General features: G+C 60.6%; 15 protein-coding genes and 2 tRNA genes. 1 reads left to right on the top strand and 16 read right to left on the bottom strand.

Annotation, left to right across the window (positions count from 1 at the left end; all coding sequences use genetic code 11):
- Positions 1–46 precede the first annotated feature (46 nt).
- The 9 genes from rimP to rlmE form a co-directional block, all read right to left on the bottom strand.
- Positions 47–505 (bottom strand): ribosome maturation factor RimP, encoded by a 459-nt coding sequence (gene rimP / locus BZL41_RS02865; protein WP_084337226.1) that lies wholly within the window; start codon positions 503–505, stop codon positions 47–49.
- A gap of 129 nt (positions 506–634) precedes the next feature.
- Positions 635–711: transfer RNA gene (locus BZL41_RS02860), tRNA-Met, on the bottom strand.
- A gap of 95 nt (positions 712–806) precedes the next feature.
- Positions 807–892: transfer RNA gene (locus BZL41_RS02855), tRNA-Leu, on the bottom strand.
- 8 nt (positions 893–900) lie between these two features.
- Positions 901–1284, bottom strand: coding sequence for a preprotein translocase subunit SecG (secG, locus tag BZL41_RS02850; RefSeq protein WP_095597904.1), 384 nt, complete (start codon positions 1282–1284; stop codon positions 901–903).
- A 4-nt stretch (positions 1285–1288) separates the two neighbouring features.
- Positions 1289–2044 (bottom strand): triose-phosphate isomerase, encoded by a 756-nt coding sequence (gene tpiA / locus BZL41_RS02845; protein ID WP_095597903.1) that lies wholly within the window; start codon positions 2042–2044, stop codon positions 1289–1291.
- A 65-nt stretch (positions 2045–2109) separates the two neighbouring features.
- On the bottom strand, positions 2110–3447 hold the full coding sequence (gene glmM, locus BZL41_RS02840) for a phosphoglucosamine mutase (RefSeq protein WP_095597902.1): 1338 nt from the start codon (positions 3445–3447) through the stop codon (positions 2110–2112).
- 17 nt (positions 3448–3464) lie between these two features.
- Positions 3465–4316: a dihydropteroate synthase gene (gene folP, locus BZL41_RS02835; RefSeq protein WP_095597901.1), complete on the bottom strand. Its 852-nt coding sequence runs from the start codon at positions 4314–4316 to the stop codon at positions 3465–3467.
- Between the two features lie 9 nt (positions 4317–4325).
- A complete protein-coding gene (ftsH, locus tag BZL41_RS02830) occupies positions 4326–6239 on the bottom strand; it encodes an ATP-dependent zinc metalloprotease FtsH (protein ID WP_095597900.1) in 1914 nt (637 codons plus the stop codon).
- 187 nt (positions 6240–6426) lie between these two features.
- Positions 6427–7050 (bottom strand): 23S rRNA (uridine(2552)-2'-O)-methyltransferase RlmE, encoded by a 624-nt coding sequence (gene rlmE / locus BZL41_RS02825; protein ID WP_095597899.1) that lies wholly within the window; start codon positions 7048–7050, stop codon positions 6427–6429.
- Between the two features lie 86 nt (positions 7051–7136).
- Between rlmE and yhbY the strand changes: the two genes are divergently transcribed.
- Positions 7137–7451, top strand: coding sequence for a ribosome assembly RNA-binding protein YhbY (gene yhbY / locus BZL41_RS02820; RefSeq protein ID WP_095597898.1), 315 nt, complete (start codon positions 7137–7139; stop codon positions 7449–7451).
- 35 nt (positions 7452–7486) lie between these two features.
- Here yhbY and BZL41_RS02815 read toward each other — a convergent pair whose 3' ends face one another.
- The 7 genes from BZL41_RS02815 to dnaK form a co-directional block, all read right to left on the bottom strand.
- Positions 7487–7921, bottom strand: coding sequence for a DUF4149 domain-containing protein (locus BZL41_RS02815; RefSeq protein WP_095597897.1), 435 nt, complete (start codon positions 7919–7921; stop codon positions 7487–7489).
- Positions 7899–8372, bottom strand: coding sequence for a transcription elongation factor GreA (greA, locus tag BZL41_RS02810; RefSeq protein WP_095597896.1), 474 nt, complete (start codon positions 8370–8372; stop codon positions 7899–7901). Before greA ends, BZL41_RS02815 begins: the two co-directional genes overlap by 23 nt.
- Positions 8369–11590 carry a carbamoyl-phosphate synthase large subunit gene (carB, locus tag BZL41_RS02805; protein WP_095597895.1) on the bottom strand — a complete coding sequence of 1074 codons (3222 nt, stop codon included), beginning with the start codon at positions 11588–11590 and terminating at the stop codon, positions 8369–8371. Before carB ends, greA begins: the two co-directional genes overlap by 4 nt.
- Before the next feature lie 35 nt (positions 11591–11625).
- Positions 11626–12762, bottom strand: a complete 1137-nt coding sequence (carA, locus tag BZL41_RS02800) for a glutamine-hydrolyzing carbamoyl-phosphate synthase small subunit (RefSeq protein ID WP_095597894.1) — start codon at positions 12760–12762, stop codon at positions 11626–11628.
- Positions 12763–13001: 239 nt separating this feature from the next.
- The gene (dapB, locus tag BZL41_RS02795) at positions 13002–13808 is read right to left on the bottom strand and encodes a 4-hydroxy-tetrahydrodipicolinate reductase (protein WP_095597893.1); all 807 of its coding nucleotides are present in this window, start codon (positions 13806–13808) and stop codon (positions 13002–13004) included.
- Between the two features lie 61 nt (positions 13809–13869).
- On the bottom strand, positions 13870–15000 hold the full coding sequence (gene dnaJ, locus BZL41_RS02790; RefSeq protein ID WP_095597892.1) for a molecular chaperone DnaJ: 1131 nt from the start codon (positions 14998–15000) through the stop codon (positions 13870–13872).
- A gap of 122 nt (positions 15001–15122) precedes the next feature.
- Positions 15123–17036, bottom strand: coding sequence for a molecular chaperone DnaK (gene dnaK, locus BZL41_RS02785; protein ID WP_084337198.1), 1914 nt, complete (start codon positions 17034–17036; stop codon positions 15123–15125).
- Positions 17037–17063 lie beyond the last annotated feature (27 nt).

Raw genomic sequence — 17063 nt, 5'->3', positions numbered from 1 at the left:
GTACGCCTCGCCTTTCGCAATCCATTGGATCCGCGGGATCCGCGTCTCAGTCAAAACGGGGAATGATGTTGGCCTTGTCGATCATGTCGATCGGCAACAGGTATTCGTGGTCATCCACCAGCACCACCACGTCCTGCTCCTCCACACCGCGGAGGAGGCCCTGAAAGTTGCGGCGTCCCTCGAACGGCGAGCGCAACTTGATCTTCACCTGTTCACCAGCATGGGCAGCGTACTGCTCCAGGGTAAACAGCGGCCGGTCCATGCCCGGCGAAGAAACCTCGAGGGTGTATTCGCTACTGATCGGATCCTCGACATCCAGAACACTGCTTACCTGGCGGCTGACCTTCTCGCAGTCATCCACCAGAATGCCATTGGCATGATCGATGTAGACCCGCAAAAGCGAATGTCGCCCTTGGGATAGGAATTCGATACCCCAGCATTGGTAACCGAGAGCCTCGACCACCGGGGCCAACAAGGCCTGCAACTGTTCTAGCTTGCTCGACACCTGAACCCCTCGCGCATGCTGTGCAAATAAAAAATGGGCGAAACGCCCATCCGTACAAACCGCCCCCAGAAGGCGGGCGGTAATTGTCCCAGCTAACAAAAAGCCCCTTAAAAGGGGCTCTGCTACAACTGGTTGCGGGGGCTGGATTTGAACCAACGACCTTCGGGTTATGAGCCCGACGAGCTACCAGACTGCTCCACCCCGCGTCAAAGCTGGGGCGAAAGTATACGGCCACCCCCATTGCGGGTCAACCGAACCTCCGCCAACAAGAAGGCCCGCGATGCAGCGGGCCTCTTGTTTTTGGTACCGAGGAGGGGACTCGAACCCCTACAGCCTATGGCCACTACCACCTCAAGGTAGCGTGTCTACCAATTCCACCACCTCGGCAAAAACCTTTACTTCTGCTCCGGAGCCTGCGGCACATCTGCGGAATTATCCGCCGGCTTTTGCTCTTGGAGCACCGGGACGTCATCCGCCGCCGGCTTCTTCTCTTGAACTTCCATGACTGCCGGATCCGGCAGCCCCGCACCGCTCAGTGCATTAGCCTTTTCTTTAGCAAAAAACGCCAAACCCAGGCTAGTCAAGAAAAAAACGGTGGCAAGTATAGCAGTAAAACGACTCAAAAAGGTAGCGGAACCTTGGCTACCAAAAACGGTAGCGGAAGCACCCGAACCAAAAGAGGCGCCTGCATCAGCCCCCTTCCCCTGCTGCAGCAGAACCAGGGCAACAACACCCAGCGCACCTAGCAGATGAATAACGATAACGACTGTTTCCAGCATCTCTTCAGCTTCCCGCGGCGCAACAGATAGCGCCGAACTCATCCGCATTCAGGGAAGCCCCACCAATGAGCCCCCCATCGATGTCCGGCATGCCGAACAATTCAGCCGCATTGGCCGCTTTTACGCTGCCGCCGTAGAGAATTCTTACAGCCCGCGCCACCCCGGCATCTTCTGCCGCCAGTTGCGCACGTATTGCCGCATGTACTTCCTGAGCCTGCTGCGGCGTTGCGGTCAGCCCGGTCCCGATAGCCCAGACAGGCTCATAAGCCACAACTGCCCGCTCGAACACAGCAACACCCAGCGATTCAACCACACAGGCCAACTGCTGGCCGACAACCTCAAGAGTCTTGCCGGCCTCCCGCTGCTCCAAGGTCTCCCCTACACAGAGCACCGGCTGAAGCCCAACAGACTGAATCGCCGAAAACTTACGAATAACCTGCTCGTCCCGCTCACCTATGATCAGGCGACGCTCGGAGTGACCAACCAAAACCCATGCACAACCGGCATCCGCCAGTTGACTCGCTGCGATTTCACCCGTCAGCGCACCCTGCTGAGCCTCTTCCGCACAGTTCTGAGCACCGATAGCAATTGAGCTACCTGCCAACGCGTTAAGCGCTTGACCGATGAACAGAAACGGCGGAAGCACTGCAACCTCGACACCATTTGGCACGGCCACCTGGCGTAGACCATCGAGAAGCTCTGCGACGCTGGCGCGGGTACCGTGCATTTTCCAGTTACCAGCTACCAGGGGGCGACGCATGCTGTACCTCGTCGATCAAAGTGGGCGCAGATGTTACCCAAGAGCAAAACAACTAGCAAGCCAAATCAAGCACATACCGAAGAAACGAGCTTCGCCAATTCATCGGCATATCCCCTAACCTGCGCCTCGTCGTCACCCTCGACCATGACCCGCACCAACGGCTCCGTCCCGGACTTGCGCAACAGCACCCGCCCCCGACCGGCCATTCGCTCGGTCACTCGCGCACAGGCCTCCTGAACAGCCGGATGCTCGACCGGGTCCTCTCCGCCACCAAAGCGCACATTGACCAGCACTTGCGGGCACTTACGCAACCCCTGGCGCGACTCGGCGAGCGTCTGCCCCCGGCGTCTGAGTGCCAGGAGCACCTGCAACGCCGCAATGATGGCGTCTCCCGTAGTCGTGTGCTGACAGCAGACCAGGTGCCCCGAATTCTCCCCTCCCAGTTGCCAGTTGCGAGCAAGCAACTCAGCCATCACGTAGCGATCGCCCACCTTGGCGCGGACGAAGGGGATATTCAGTTCCTCGAGCGCCAACTCGAGCCCCAGATTGCTCATCAGGGTTCCTACCACACCGCCCTGAAGCTTGCCTCGCTCCATCAGGTCGCGCGCGATCAGGTATAGAAGCTCGTCACCATCCACTACGCTGCCGGTATGATCGACCATCAGAACGCGATCCCCATCGCCATCGAAAGCGATGCCGAGATCGGCCTGCTGAGCCACCACTTCAGCCTGCAATGCTTCCATATGGGTGGAGCCGCACTGATCGTTGATGTTGAGCCCATTGGGTTGTGCTGAAAGCACGGAAACATGGGCCCCAAGCTCGCGGAACACGCTGGGGGCGACTTTATAGGTGGCGCCATGGGCGCAATCGATGACCAGTTTCAGTCCAGCGAAATCGGTGCTGCTTGGCACACTGCTCTTGCAGAACTCGATATAACGACCTGCAGCGTCGTTGATGCGCGACACCTTACCGAGCTGAGCCGACTCGACGACAGTCATCGGCTGATCCAGCAATTCCTCGATCATCGACTCGACTTCATCCGGTAGCTTGGTGCCCTGACCGGAAAAGAACTTGATGCCATTGTCGTGGTGCGGATTATGCGAGGCACTGATGACGATGCCCGCTTCGGCATGGAAGGTCCGGGTCAGGTAAGCGATAGCTGGTGTCGGCATGGGCCCCAGCAGCATCACATCCGCCCCGGCAGCGGACAGACCAGCCTCGAGCGCCGACTCGAACATATACCCGGAAATTCGCGTGTCCTTGCCGATCAGAATTCGGCAGCGGCCTTGCTTGCGGAAAGCCATGCCCGCCGCCCAGCCCAGCTTCAGCATGAAATCCGGTGTGATCGGGAACTGGCCGACATGGCCACGAATACCATCGGTGCCAAAATATTTTCTGCCCATACGAGGGTCCCTCTTTGTTATTCCGCCGCTTCCACCGCAGCGATCATGGCCACCACATCAACCGTTTCGGCCACATCATGGACGCGCAGGATACGAGCCCCTTTCGCCACCGCCAGGGCAGCGAGGGCCAGACTGCCATAAAGACGCTCGCCCACGTCCTTACCAAGAACCTGTCCGATCATGCTCTTGCGGGACACCCCCACCAGCAGTGGACGCCCCAACTCATGCAAAACCTGTATGTGCTTGAACAGGCTGAGATTGTGGGAAAGATTCTTGGCGAACCCAAACCCCGGGTCCAAGATCACTCTCTCGCTGGAAATCCCCGCCGCAGCGCAGGCTTCGGTTCTCTCGCGCAAGAAGGCCGCAACCTCTTTGGCGACATCCTCGTATTGAGGGTTTTCCTGCATGGTGCCCGGCTCGCCCCGCATATGCATCAGACAGACCGGTAGCCCGGTAGCAGCCGCAGCGTCCAAAGCACCCTCGCGACGCAGAGAGCGCACGTCATTGATCAAACCAGCACCCAATCGCGCGCACTCACGCATCACAGCGGGAGTCGAGGTGTCGACGGAGATAATGACATCCAGCTCGGCTGCGATGGCTTCGACGACCGGAGCGACACGCTCCAATTCCTCGACAGGCGACACCGGACGCGCCCCGGGACGCGTGGACTCCCCGCCGACATCCACCAGCGCCGCGCCAGCCTTGACCATCGCCTCGGCATGACGCAATGCCGCGTCGCGTCGATCGAAACGACCGCCATCGGAAAAAGAATCGGGGGTGACGTTGAGAATCCCCATCACTTGTGGACGGGATAAATCAAGAACCCGGTTGCCACAAGGCAACCGGGTCGGGTACAGCGCAGATGTCATCGCGAAACCTTAATGTTCGCCGGCAGGTCCGCCAATGGGGGCTTCCGGGCGGTCAGCTTCTTCACGGGGAGTCGGTGTACCGGACGTGCCTGAACCACCCTGCCAGTCACGCGGCTCGCGCGGAGGACGACCAGCCATGATGTCGTCGATCTGCTCGGAGTCGATGGTTTCGTATTTCATCAACGCCTCGGCCATCATGTCCAGCTTGTCGCGATTCTCCACCAGCAACTGCTTGGCGGTGCCATAACACTGATCGATGATGCTGCGCACTTCCTGATCGATCAGCTTGGCCGTTTCCGCGGAAACATTGGTGTGCTGGCTACCGGCACTACGTCCCAGGAACACTTCGCCCTCTTCTTCCGCATACATCAGCGGACCGAGCTTTTCCGACAAGCCCCACTTGGTCACCATGTTCCGCGCCAGTTGGGTCGCCCGCATGATGTCGTTGGAAGCCCCCGTGGTCACGCCCTCGAAGCCCAACGTCATTTCTTCGGCGATACGACCACCGAACAGCGAACAGATCTGGCTAATCAATGCACGCTTCGACAGGCTGTAACGATCCTCCTCCGGAAGGAACATGGTCACACCCAGTGCACGTCCCCGAGGAATAATCGAAACCTTGTAGACAGGATCGTGCTCGGGAACCAGGCGACCCACGATGGCATGGCCGGCCTCGTGGTAAGCCGTGTTCAGCTTCTCTTTTTCGGACATCACCATGGATTTGCGCTCGGCGCCCATCATGATCTTGTCCTTGGCCAACTCGAACTCACGCATATCGACGATGCGCTTGTTGGCACGAGCGGCGAACAGCGACGCTTCGTTGACCAGATTGGCCAGGTCGGCACCGGAGAAACCGGGGGTGCCACGTGCGATGACAGCCGGGTTGACGTTCTCGCCCACCGGCACCTTGCGCATGTGCACTTTCAAAATCTGCTCGCGACCACGGATATCCGGCAGCCCAACCACGACCTGACGGTCGAAGCGGCCGGGACGAAGAAGCGCCGGATCGAGCACATCAGGGCGGTTGGTGGCGGCGATGACGATGATGCCGTCATTCATCTCGAAGCCGTCCATTTCCACCAGCAACTGGTTGAGGGTCTGCTCACGCTCATCATGACCACCACCTAGGCCGGCGCCACGATGACGGCCAACGGCGTCGATCTCGTCGATGAAAATGATGCAGGGCGCGTGCTTCTTCGCCTGCTCGAACATATCGCGAACACGAGAGGCACCAACACCGACGAACATCTCGACGAAGTCAGAACCGGAAATCGTGAAGAACGGCACCTTGGCCTCACCTGCGATAGCCTTGGCCAGCAGGGTCTTACCGGTACCGGGCGGGCCGACCATCAGCACGCCGCGAGGAATCCGGCCTCCCAGGCGCTGAAATTTGCCGGGATCGCGAAGAAACTCCACCAGCTCGCTGACTTCTTCCTTGGCCTCGTCGCACCCAGCGACGTCCGCAAAAGTCGTCTTGACCTGATCTTCGGACAGCAAGCGCGCCTTGCTCTTGCCGAAGCTCATCGGACCGCCCTTGCCGCCTGCTCCGCCTTGCATTTGCCGCATGAAGAACATGAACACGGCGATGATCACGAGAATTGGGAAGCTCGCGACCAGCAACTGCGTCCAGATGCTCTGTTGCTCGGGCTGCTTGCCTTCGATGATCACGTTGTTATCGATCAGATCGCCGATCAGACCGCCATCCTGAATCGCGGGCCGGATGGTCTTGAAGCTATCGCCATCGGTGCGCTTGCCGGTGATGACGTAGCCATCGACCGTCACGCGCTCCACCTTGCCTTCTTTGACCTGCTCGATGAATTCCGAGTAATTCAGCGTCTGCGGTTCGCTCGGGCTGGAGAAGTTGTTCATCACCGTCACCAGGACTGCCGCAATGATCAGCCACAGGATCAGGTTCTTTGCCATATCGTTCAATTAGCTACCCTCTGAAGCAGGCCGGCCCGTAACCGCCCCCGCATGACGACTGGTTCATCCACCAGCCTAACTTACTACACATCCTGCATCGTCGGCAGGCATCGTCTGTAACCCTTTATGAACCCTTCGATATAACGGCTCTATCATTCAGACCGAAGGTAGCCACTATCCGTTGCACTCACGCGCCACGATAACCTCGAGCCAGAAGATACTGCTCCCTGGAACGGTCACGGGACGAAAGTGGTTTACGCATCTGCACTTTCTCGAACATCTCGCGAACCTGCTTGTGATAAAGGTCGAAACCCTCTCCCTGGAAAATCTTGATCAGAAAATCACCGCCAGGGCGCAAGACCCGGCCAGCCAGATCCAACGCGAGTTCGCATAGGTACATGGCTCTCGGCTGGTCCGCAGCCCTTACACCACTCATATTGGGGGCCATGTCGGAAATCACAAGGTCTACCGGACTATCCCCGATGGCCTCCAGGATACGCGCAAAGACTTCATCCTCGGTGAAGTCGCCCTGGATGAAGGTGACATCCGGAATACTGTCCATCTCCAGGATGTCCGAAGCGATCAACCGCCCGCGATCCCCGATCACCCGGCTGGTCACTTGGGACCAGCCGCCCGGAGCGGCCCCCAGATCGACAACGGTCATGCCGGGGCGCAGAATCCGGTCCTTCTCCTGGATTTCCAGCAGCTTGTAACTGGCACGCGAACGGTACCCGTCCTTTTGCGCCATTTTGACGTAGGGGTCGTCGAAGTGTTCTTTCAGCCAGCGCTGGCTAGTCTTGGAACGGGCCACGGTTACCTCGTGTTTGACTGGGCGCTCCCGGATCGCTCGGGTAAACTACGCCGCTTTTTCATACGATCAGACGCAGGGGTCAGATTATGGCGCTCACTCAAGAGCAGAAGAAACAATTCAAATCTATCGGCCACCACCTGAAACCGGTATTGATCGTGGCTGAAAACGGTTTGACCGAAGGCGTACTGGCCGAACTCGACCGGGCGCTGAACGATCACGAACTGATCAAGGTGCAGTTCCGGCTGACCGAGCGCGAGGATCGCCGGGCACTCATCGACGAACTGTGCGAAGCCGGCGGCTGCGAGCTGGTCCAAGTCATCGGCAAGATGGCGCTGGTCTATCGCAAGAACCCCAAGCCGAATCGCAACCTCTCCAACATCCACCGCTACGCCGGCATCTGATTCGCTTTACCGCCAGCCCGGCCTGCCGGGCTGGCTTAGCGACCGCCGTCCTGCCCGGGAACCGGCTGCAGAACCAACATCAGTCCGCAGAACGCGAGCACCAGATAATTGAAGGTCAGCCAGAAAGTCGCAGTCGATTGCCCTGCGCGCACGACGAAATAGACGATCGCCATCAGCATGACGGTCAACAACAGTTGACCGCGCATGTCCCGCCAGAGCGACGAGAATCGCTCCACCTGAACCAGCACCAGCGCCTGGAGCATTGCGCAGAACGCCGCGAATCCCACCATCAGCGGGCTGAGTGCCGAGGCGACATCCTCGATCAACAGCGGCGCCAGGCCAACCTTGCCCAACGCAGGCAACATCACGAAATGCAGCAGCCAGAGGCCACCGACCCAGAACGTCTGGGCCAGTTGCCAGCTGATGCTGCCTGCTCGCGAGGGGCGCTTAAAGATGGCGGACTTCGACAATCTCGTACTCGACCACACCGCTCGGCGTCTTCACTGTGACCACGTCACCCTCTTCCTTGCCGACCAAGGCGCGGGCGATGGGTGAACTGACCGACAGCTTGCCGGCTTTGATGTCCGCCTCGTCGTCACCGACGATCTGGTAGGTCACAGTCTCGTCGGTTTCGCAGTTGGCGATATCGACGGTAGTGCCGAAGATAACCTTGCCAGTGTGCGGAATGCTGGTCACATCAATGATGTGGGCATTCGACAGCTTGGCCTCGATATCGCGAATACGTGCCTCGGCCAAGCCCTGCTGCTCTCGGGCAGCATGGTATTCGGCATTTTCCTTGAGATCGCCCAGCTCTCGCGCTTCGGCGATGGCCTGGCTGATCTTCGGCCGCTCGGCCTTCAGGATTTTCAGCTCTTCTTCCAGGGCACGAGCGCCCTGGACGGTCATGGGGAATTTACTCATGCCTCGATTCCTGCATGGAGATCCTGCAGCCGGCGCACGGTCCGCTCGGGGCCGAACTTGAGCGCCTCACAGATCGCCTGACCAGCGGCAATGGTGGTGGTGCAGTAGATCTTGTGCTGCAGGGCGTTACGACGAATGGAATAGGAGTCGGCGATCGATTGCCGGCCTTCGGTGGTGTTGATGATCAGGGTGACTTCGTCGTTCTTGATCATGTCAACCACGTGCGGACGGCCTTCGGTGACCTTGTTCACCCGGCGCACGGGCAGACCAGCGGCTTCGATCACCTTGGCGGTGCCGGCAGTAGCGACCACTTCGAACCCCAGGTTGATCAGCTCCTGCGCCACACCGACGACGAACGGCTTGTCATCCTCGCGCACGCTGATGAATGCAGTCCCGGAGTTCGGCAGGATCTCGCTGGCGCCCAGCTGGGCCTTGGCGAAGGCTTCACCGAAGCTGTCGCCCACTCCCATCACCTCACCGGTAGATTTCATCTCTGGGCCGAGAATGGGGTCAACGCCAGGAAACTTCGCGAAGGGGAACACCGCTTCCTTGACACTGAAGAACGGCGGGATGATCTCCTTGGTGAAACCGACTTCCTTGAGCGTCTTGCCAGCCATGACGCGGGCGGCGACCTTGGCCAGCGATTCGCCAATGCACTTGGAGACGAACGGCACGGTACGCGAGGCGCGCGGGTTCACCTCGATCACGTAGATGTCCTCGCCCTGCACGGCCATCTGCACGTTCATCAGGCCAACCACGCCGAGCTCCAGGGCCATCTTCTTGACCTGCTCGCGGATTTCGTCCTGGATGTGCTTGGGCAGCGAGTACGGCGGCAGCGAGCAGGCGGAGTCACCGGAGTGTACGCCGGCCTGTTCGATGTGCTGCATGATCGCGCCGATCACCACGGTCTCGCCGTCGCATACCGCGTCCACGTCCACTTCGATGGCGCAGTTGAGGAAGTGGTCGAGTAGCACCGGGCTGTCGTTCGATACCTTCACCGCCTCACGCATGTAGCGCTTGAGCTCTTCTTCCTGGTAAACGATTTCCATCGCCCGACCGCCCAGCACGTAGGAGGGACGCACCACCAGCGGATAACCGATCTGCTTGGAATGAGCCAGGGCCTCGTCCTCGCTGCGCGCGGTGGCGTTGGCCGGCTGGCGCAGGTTAAGTCGCTGAACCATCTGCTGGAAGCGCTCGCGGTCTTCGGCACGGTCAATGGCATCCGGACTGGTACCGATGATCGGCACACCAGCCTCTTCCAGCGCACGGCACAGCTTCAGCGGAGTCTGCCCGCCATACTGCACGATCACCCCCTTGGGCTGCTCGACGCGAACGATCTCCAACACGTCCTCCAGGGTCACCGGCTCGAAGTACAGACGGTCGGAGGTGTCATAGTCGGTGGAGACGGTTTCCGGGTTGCAGTTGACCATGATGGTCTCGTAACCGTCTTCGCGCATGGCCAGCGCGGCGTGCACGCAGCAGTAGTCGAACTCGATGCCTTGGCCGATACGGTTCGGGCCGCCACCGAGGATCATGATCTTGTCGCGGCCGGACGGATTGGCCTCGCACTCTTCCTCGTAGGTCGAGTACATGTAGGCGGTGTCGGTGGCAAACTCGGCGGCGCAGGTATCCACGCGCTTGTACACCGGCAGCACCTTCAGCTTGTGGCGATGGTTGCGCAGGTTCTTCTCGGTGACACCGAGCAGCTTGGCCAGACGTGCGTCGGAGAAACCCTTGCGCTTGAGCTTGCGCATCAGCTCGGCATCGATGCCAGACAAGCCGAGGGTCTGGACCTTCTCCTCGTCCTTGACCAGGTCCTCGATCTGCACCAGGAACCAGGGGTCGATCTTGGTCAGGGCGAACACGTCTTCGATGCTCTTGCCAGCACGGAAAGCATCGGCCACGTACCAGATGCGCTCGGCGCCCGGCACGGTCAGTTCGCGACGCAGGGTACTCTCGGCTTCAGGATCGTTCAGGTCGAGTTTCGGGTCGAAACCGGCAACGCCGACTTCCAAACCACGCAGGGCTTTCTGCACGGACTCCTGGAAGGTGCGACCGATGGCCATGACCTCGCCCACGGACTTCATCTGGGTGGTCAGGCGGGCATCGGCCTTGGGGAATTTCTCGAAAGCGAAACGCGGAACCTTGGTCACCACGTAATCGATGGCCGGCTCGAAGGACGCCGGGGTACGACCACCGGTAATGTCGTTCTGCAGCTCGTCCAGGGTGTAACCGACCGCCAGCTTGGCGGCGATCTTGGCGATCGGGAAGCCAGTCGCCTTGGAGGCCAGGGCCGAGGAGCGCGACACGCGCGGGTTCATCTCGATCACGACCATACGGCCGGTGTCCGGACAGATACCGAACTGCACGTTCGAGCCACCGGTTTCCACGCCGATCTCGCGCAGCACCGCCAGAGAGGCGTTGCGCATGATCTGGTATTCCTTGTCGGTCAGGGTCTGCGCCGGGGCCACGGTGATGGAGTCACCGGTGTGCACGCCCATCGGATCGAAGTTCTCGATGGAGCAGACGATGATGCAGTTGTCCTTCTTGTCGCGGACAACCTCCATCTCGTATTCCTTCCACCCGATCAGCGACTCGTCGATCAGCAGCTCGTTGGTCGGCGACAGGTCCAGACCGCGAGCGCAGATTTCCTCGAACTCTTCGCGGTTGTAGGCGATACCGCCCCCGGTACCCCCCATGGTGAACGAGGGACGAATGATACAGGGGAAGCCAACCTTCTCGAGGACGCCGTAAGCCTCCTCCATGCTGTGAGCAATACCCGAACGCGGACATTCAAGGCCGATGGATTTCATGGCCTTGTCGAAGCGCGAGCGGTCTTCCGCCTTGTCGATGGTGTCGGCGTTGGCGCCAATCATTTCCACCCCGAACTTTTCCAGCACTCCATGGCGCTCGAGGTCCAGAGCACAGTTGAGCGCGGTCTGGCCACCCATGGTCGGCAGCAGCGCGTCGGGACGCTCCTTCTCGATGATCTTGGCCACGGTGGCCCACTTGATCGGCTCGATGTAGGTGGCGTCGGCCATGGCCGGGTCGGTCATGATGGTGGCCGGATTGGAGTTCACCAAGATGACGCGGAAACCTTCCTCCTTCAGCGCCTTGCAGGCCTGGGCGCCGGAGTAGTCGAACTCGCAGGCCTGACCGATGACGATGGGACCGGCACCGAGGATCAGGATGCTTTTGATATCTGTACGTTTTGGCATGTGTCTTACTCGAATCCTTGGGTCAGTCGGCAGGCTTAGCGGCGCTTGGCCATGGCTTCGATGAAGCGATCGAACAGCGGGGCCACGTCATGCGGGCCGGGGCTGGCTTCGGGGTGGCCCTGGAAGCTGAAAGCCACCTTGTCGGTACGCTCGATACCTTGCAGAGTGCCATCGAACAGCGACTTGTGGATGGCGCGAACGTTGCCCGGCAGGGTCGACTCGTCCACGGCGAAACCGTGGTTCTGGCTGGTGATCATCACCACACCGGTATCGAGGTCCTGCACCGGATGGTTGGCACCATGGTGACCATGACCCATCTTCACCGTCCTGGCGCCGGAAGCCAGGGCGAGCAACTGGTGGCCCAGGCAAATACCGAATACGGGAATATCGGTTTCCAGGATGTCTTGGATGGCCTTGATCGCATAATCGCAAGGCTCGGGATCACCCGGTCCGTTGGACAGGAAAACGCCGTCAGGATTCAGGGCCAGCACCTCGCTGGCCGGGGTCTGCGCGGGAACCACGGTCAGGCGGCAACCGCGGGCGACCAGCATGCGCAGGATGTTCAGCTTGACGCCATAGTCGTAAGCAACGACATGGTAGGGAAGCTGCTCGGCCGGGATTTCGGGATGGCTGTCGGTGGCCAGGCTCCAGACGCTGGAGCGCCACTCATAGCGCTCACGGCAGCTCACTTCCTTGGCGAGGTCCATGCCCTTCAAGCCGGGGAAGCTGCGGGCCAGCTCCAGGGCCTTTTCCTCGGTGGCGTCTTCGCCGGCGAGAATGCAGCCATTCTGCGAGCCCTTCTCGCGCAAGATGCGGGTCAGGCGACGAGTATCGATACCGGCGATGGCGACGGTACCGTTCTCTTTCAGGTACTCGGGGAGAGACTGCTTATTGCGCCAGTTGCTGGCCAGCAGCGGCAGGTCACGAATGACCAGGCCGGCAGCCCAGACGCGGTTGGCCTCGGCATCTTCCGGAGTAGTGCCGGTGTTGCCGATGTGCGGGTAAGTCAGGGTAACGATCTGCTGGGCATAGGAAGGATCGGTGAGGATTTCCTGATAGCCGGTCATGGCGGTGTTGAACACCACCTCACCGACGGTCTGACCGTCGGCGCCGATGGATTCGCCGCGAAAGATGCTGCCATCGGCAAGGGCGAGTATGGCTGGCTTAGTCAAGAAGACCTCCCGTAAATCAAGCCGTTTCACGCAAACGCAGGTTGTAAAAAAGCGGAATGACGTGTGAACACATCATCCCGCTTGTTTTCAAATTGTCTGCGTGCTTTTAGTGGACACACTAAAGCTGTAGGTTACAGCAAAAGACAGTCCCGGTCTAGGCAAAAAGCCTAGCGAATCCATGGGTTGCACTGGGCCTTTCGTCCGTTTTTCGACACGCGGGCATGCTTCCGGCTCGCCCGTCAGCCTTTCAGGCCCAGCACGTCCTGCATGTCGTACAACGCCGGCTCCCGCCCCTCCAGCCAGAGGGCCGCACGCACCGCTCCCTTGGCGAAGGTCATGCGGCTGGATGCTTTGTGGGTGATCTCGACTCGTTCACCTTCAGCAGCAAACAGCACGGTATGGTCGCCCACGACATCCCCGGCGCGCACCGTGGCGAAGCCGATGGTTTCGCGAGCACGGGCACCAGTCTGGCCTTCCCGCCCATAAACCGCGACTTTCTCAAGGTCACGCCCCAGCGCGTTGGCGACCACCTCACCCATGCGCAGAGCCGTCCCGGAAGGAGCATCCACCTTATGGCGGTGATGCGCCTCGATGATCTCGATGTCCACCTCGTCACCCAGCACGCGCGCCGCGGTATCCAGCAGCTTGAGGCACAGATTGACACCCACGCTGAAGTTAGCGGCGAACACGATGGGAATCTCCCGCGACGCATCCACCAACTGCTGTTTTTCCTCGGCAGTGAAACCCGTGGTGCCGATTACCATCGCCTTTCCGGCCTGGCGGCAAACCGCGAGGTTCTTCAGGGTCACGCTGGGATGGGTGAAATCGATGAGCACATCGAACTCATCCACCACCTTGCTCAGCTCGTCGGACAGGAGAACACCAATCCGGCCAATGCCGGCTAGCTCTCCGGCGTCCGCACCGATCAACGTGCTGCTCGGCCGATCGATGGCCGCGGTCAGGCCTGCATCGGGCGCTTGCTGCACCGCCTCTACCAGCGTCTTGCCCATGCGCCCGGCGGCGCCCATCACTGCAATACGTCGCATAACACCCGCTCCAAACCGTAGCCCCCCGAACGCCAACACATGGCTGGCGACGGAAGCTCATTTACAGATCGCCGAAAAAGCGCTTCATGCCTTCGAACCAGCCACTGGCCTTAGGCGAGTGAGAACTGTCGTTCTGTAGACTTTTGCGGAACTCTTCGAGCAGATCACGCTGGCGCTTGTCCAGGTTGACCGGCGTTTCCACCACGACCCGGCACATCAGGTCGCCGGCACCGCCACCGCGTACCGGCGCCACACCCTTGCCGCGCAAGCGGAACAGCTTGCCAGTCTGGGTGCCTTCCGGAATCTTCAACTTGACCCGGCCATCCAGTGTCGGGACCTCGAGTTCCCCGCCCAATGCCGCGTCAGCGAAGCTGATCGGTACTTCGCAGTAGAGATGCTTGCCGTCGCGCTGGAAAATCGGGTGCTCGCGAACGCTGACCACCACATAGAGATCGCCCGGCGGGCCACCCATGACACCCGCCTCGCCCTCTCCGGAGAGACGGATGCGGTCACCGGTATCGACGCCCGCAGGCACCTTGACCGACAGCGTCTTGTGCTCTTCCACGCGCCCCTGACCATGGCAGGTGCCACAGGGGTCGGAAATCATCTTGCCCGTACCATGGCAACGGGGGCAGGTCTGCTGCACCGAGAAGAATCCCTGCTGCATGCGCACCTGACCGATACCGCCACAAGTGGTACAAGTAACCGGGCTGGTCCCCTTCTTGGCACCGGAGCCATCGCAGGTCTTGCAGTTGACCAGGGTGGGCACACGGATGGTCACCGTGGTGCCGCGCACAGCTTCCTCCAGGTCCAGCTCGAGGGTGTAGCGCAAATCGCTGCCCCGCTGGGCACCGCCTCGCGCGCCACCACGGCCGCCGCCGAAGAAATCGCTGAAGACATCGCCGAAAATATCGGAGAAATTCGCCCCGCCGAACCCGGCACCCGCCGCGCCACCGCCCATGCTCGGATCTACGCCGGCGTGGCCGTACTGATCGTAGGCGGCACGCTTATTGGCATCGGACAGCACTTCGTAGGCCTCGTTGGCCTCCTTGAATTTCTCTTCGGATGCCTTGTCGCCCGGGTTGCGGTCAGGATGGTGCTTCATCGCCAGGCGGCGATAGGCCTTTTTCAGCTCCGCCTCGCTGGCTCCGCGCTCGACGCCCAGCACTTCGTAATAATCACGCTTGGCCATAGATTTCCTGCACCTTCAATTCATACCTCCAGACACGCCGACGCGGGAGCAAGCTCCCGCGCAGTACATGATGCCTGCCGCAGACACTCCACGGCAGGCTGGAGCGGAAGCAAGCCGACAGCTTACTTGTTGTCCTTGACCTCTTCGAACTCGGCATCGACCACGTCATCCGCAGTCTTGGCCTCGTCCGCGCCCTGGGCGGCCTCGCCTGCCTGGGCCTGCTCGGCGTACATCTTCTGCGCCAGCGGCGTGGAAGCCTGGGACAGCGCGTTCATCTTGGCCTCGATCTCGGCTTTGTCGTCGCCCTTCACAGCCAGCTCCAGATCGGACAGCGCCTTCTCGATTGCCGCCTTCTCTTCGGCGGTCGCCTTGTCGCCGGCCTCGGTGACCATCTTGCGGGTCGCATGCACCAGCGCATCGCCCTGGTTACGCGCAGCCGCCAGCTCTTCGAACTTGCGGTCCTCCTCGGCATTCGCCTCGGCATCGCGAACCATCTGCTGGATTTCCTCCTCGGACAGGCCCGAGTTGGCCTTGATCACGATGGACTGCTGCTTGCCGGTGGCCTTGTCCTTCGCACCGACATGCAGGATGCCGTTAGCGTCGATGTCGAAGGTCACTTCGATCTGCGGCACGCCACGCGGGGCCGGCGGAATATCAGCCAGGTCGAACTTGCCCAGCGACTTGTTCTGCGCGGCCTGCTTGCGCTCGCCCTGCAGCACGTGAATAGTCACGGCACTCTGGTTGTCGTCGGCAGTCGAGAACACCTGCGACTTCTTGGTCGGAATGGTGGTGTTCTTCTCGATCAGCGGCGTCATTACGCCACCCAGGGTTTCGATGCCGAGGGTTAGCGGGGTCACGTCCAACAGCAGAACGTCCTTCACGTCACCGGCCAGCACGGCGCCCTGGATGGCTGCACCGATGGCCACGGCTTCGTCCGGGTTGACGTCCTTGCGCGCTTCCTTGCCGAAGAATTCGGCCACGCGCTTCTGCACCAGCGGCATGCGGGTCTGGCCGCCGACCAGGATCACGTCGTGGATGTCGGATACGTCGATGCCGGCATCCTTCAGCGCAATGCGGCAAGGCTCGATGGTCCGCTCGACCAGATCCTCCACCAGCGCCTCCAGCTTGGCGCGAGAAATCTTCACGTTGAGGTGCTTCGGCCCGGTCTGGTCGGCCGTAATGTACGGCAGGTTGACGTCGGTCTGCTGACTGGAGGACAGCTCGATCTTGGCCTTCTCGGCAGCCTCTTTCAGACGCTGCATCGCCAGCGGGTCGCCCTTCAGGTTCATGCCGGTTTCTTTCTTGAATTCGTCGACGAGGTAGTCGATCAGACGAATGTCGAAGTCCTCGCCACCGAGGAAGGTGTCACCGTTGGTCGCCAGCACTTCGAACTGGTGCTCACCGTCCACCTCGGCGATCTCGATCACCGACACGTCGAAGGTACCGCCGCCCAGGTCATAGACGATCACGGTGTGGTCGCCCTTGGCCTTGTCCATGCCATAGGCGAGTGCCGCCGCAGTCGGCTCGTTGATGATGCGCTTGACGTCCAGGCCGGCGATACGACCGGCATCCTTGGTTGCCTGGCGCTGGCTGTCGTTGAAGTAGGCCGGAACGGTGATCACCGCTTCGGTCACCGGCTCGCCGAGGTAGTCTTCGGCGGTCTTCTTCATCTTCTTCAGCACTTCGGCGGAAATCTGCGGAGGCGCCATTTTCTGGCCCTTCACCTCCACCCAAGCGTCGCCGTTGTCGGCCTTGACGATGCTGTACGGCACCATCTTGATGTCTTTCTGCACGACATCTTCTTCGAAGCGACGACCGATCAGGCGCTTCACCGCGTACAGGGTGTTCTGCGGATTGGTCACCGCCTGGCGCTTGGCCGACTGGCCAACGAGGGTTTCGCCATCGTTGGTGTAAGCGATGATGGACGGCGTAGTGCGGCCGCCCTCGGCGTTCTCGATGACCTTGACGTTACCGTTCTCCAGGATCGCCACGCAGGAGTTGGTGGTTCCCAGGTCGATACCGATGATTTTGCCCATGTTCACTCTCCCGAAACTTGGATTTGC

The organism is Pseudomonas sp. PIC25, assembly GCF_002286785.1.
Taxonomy (GTDB): Bacteria; Pseudomonadota; Gammaproteobacteria; order Pseudomonadales; family Pseudomonadaceae; genus Pseudomonas_M.
Note: the sequence above shows the minus strand (reverse complement) of the source record. Positions and strands in the feature narration are given on the sequence as shown.

Excerpts from the sequence above, each read along its gene's own strand:
- folP (WP_095597901.1), bottom strand. The coding sequence starts at position 4,316 with ATGACATCTGCGCTGTACCCGACCCGGTTGCCTTGTGGCAACCGGGTT.
- dnaK (WP_084337198.1), bottom strand. The coding sequence starts at position 17,036 with ATGGGCAAAATCATCGGTATCGACCTGGGAACCACCAACTCCTGCGTG.
- yhbY (WP_095597898.1), top strand. The coding sequence starts at position 7,137 with ATGGCGCTCACTCAAGAGCAGAAGAAACAATTCAAATCTATCGGCCAC.
- ftsH (WP_095597900.1), bottom strand. The coding sequence starts at position 6,239 with ATGGCAAAGAACCTGATCCTGTGGCTGATCATTGCGGCAGTCCTGGTG.
- carB (WP_095597895.1), bottom strand. The coding sequence starts at position 11,590 with ATGCCAAAACGTACAGATATCAAAAGCATCCTGATCCTCGGTGCCGGT.
- dnaJ (WP_095597892.1), bottom strand. The coding sequence starts at position 15,000 with ATGGCCAAGCGTGATTATTACGAAGTGCTGGGCGTCGAGCGCGGAGCC.
- glmM (WP_095597902.1), bottom strand. The coding sequence starts at position 3,447 with ATGGGCAGAAAATATTTTGGCACCGATGGTATTCGTGGCCATGTCGGC.
- dapB (WP_095597893.1), bottom strand. The coding sequence starts at position 13,808 with ATGCGACGTATTGCAGTGATGGGCGCCGCCGGGCGCATGGGCAAGACG.
- secG (WP_095597904.1), bottom strand. The coding sequence starts at position 1,284 with ATGCTGGAAACAGTCGTTATCGTTATTCATCTGCTAGGTGCGCTGGGT.
- greA (WP_095597896.1), bottom strand. The coding sequence starts at position 8,372 with ATGAGTAAATTCCCCATGACCGTCCAGGGCGCTCGTGCCCTGGAAGAA.
- tpiA (WP_095597903.1), bottom strand. The coding sequence starts at position 2,044 with ATGCGTCGCCCCCTGGTAGCTGGTAACTGGAAAATGCACGGTACCCGC.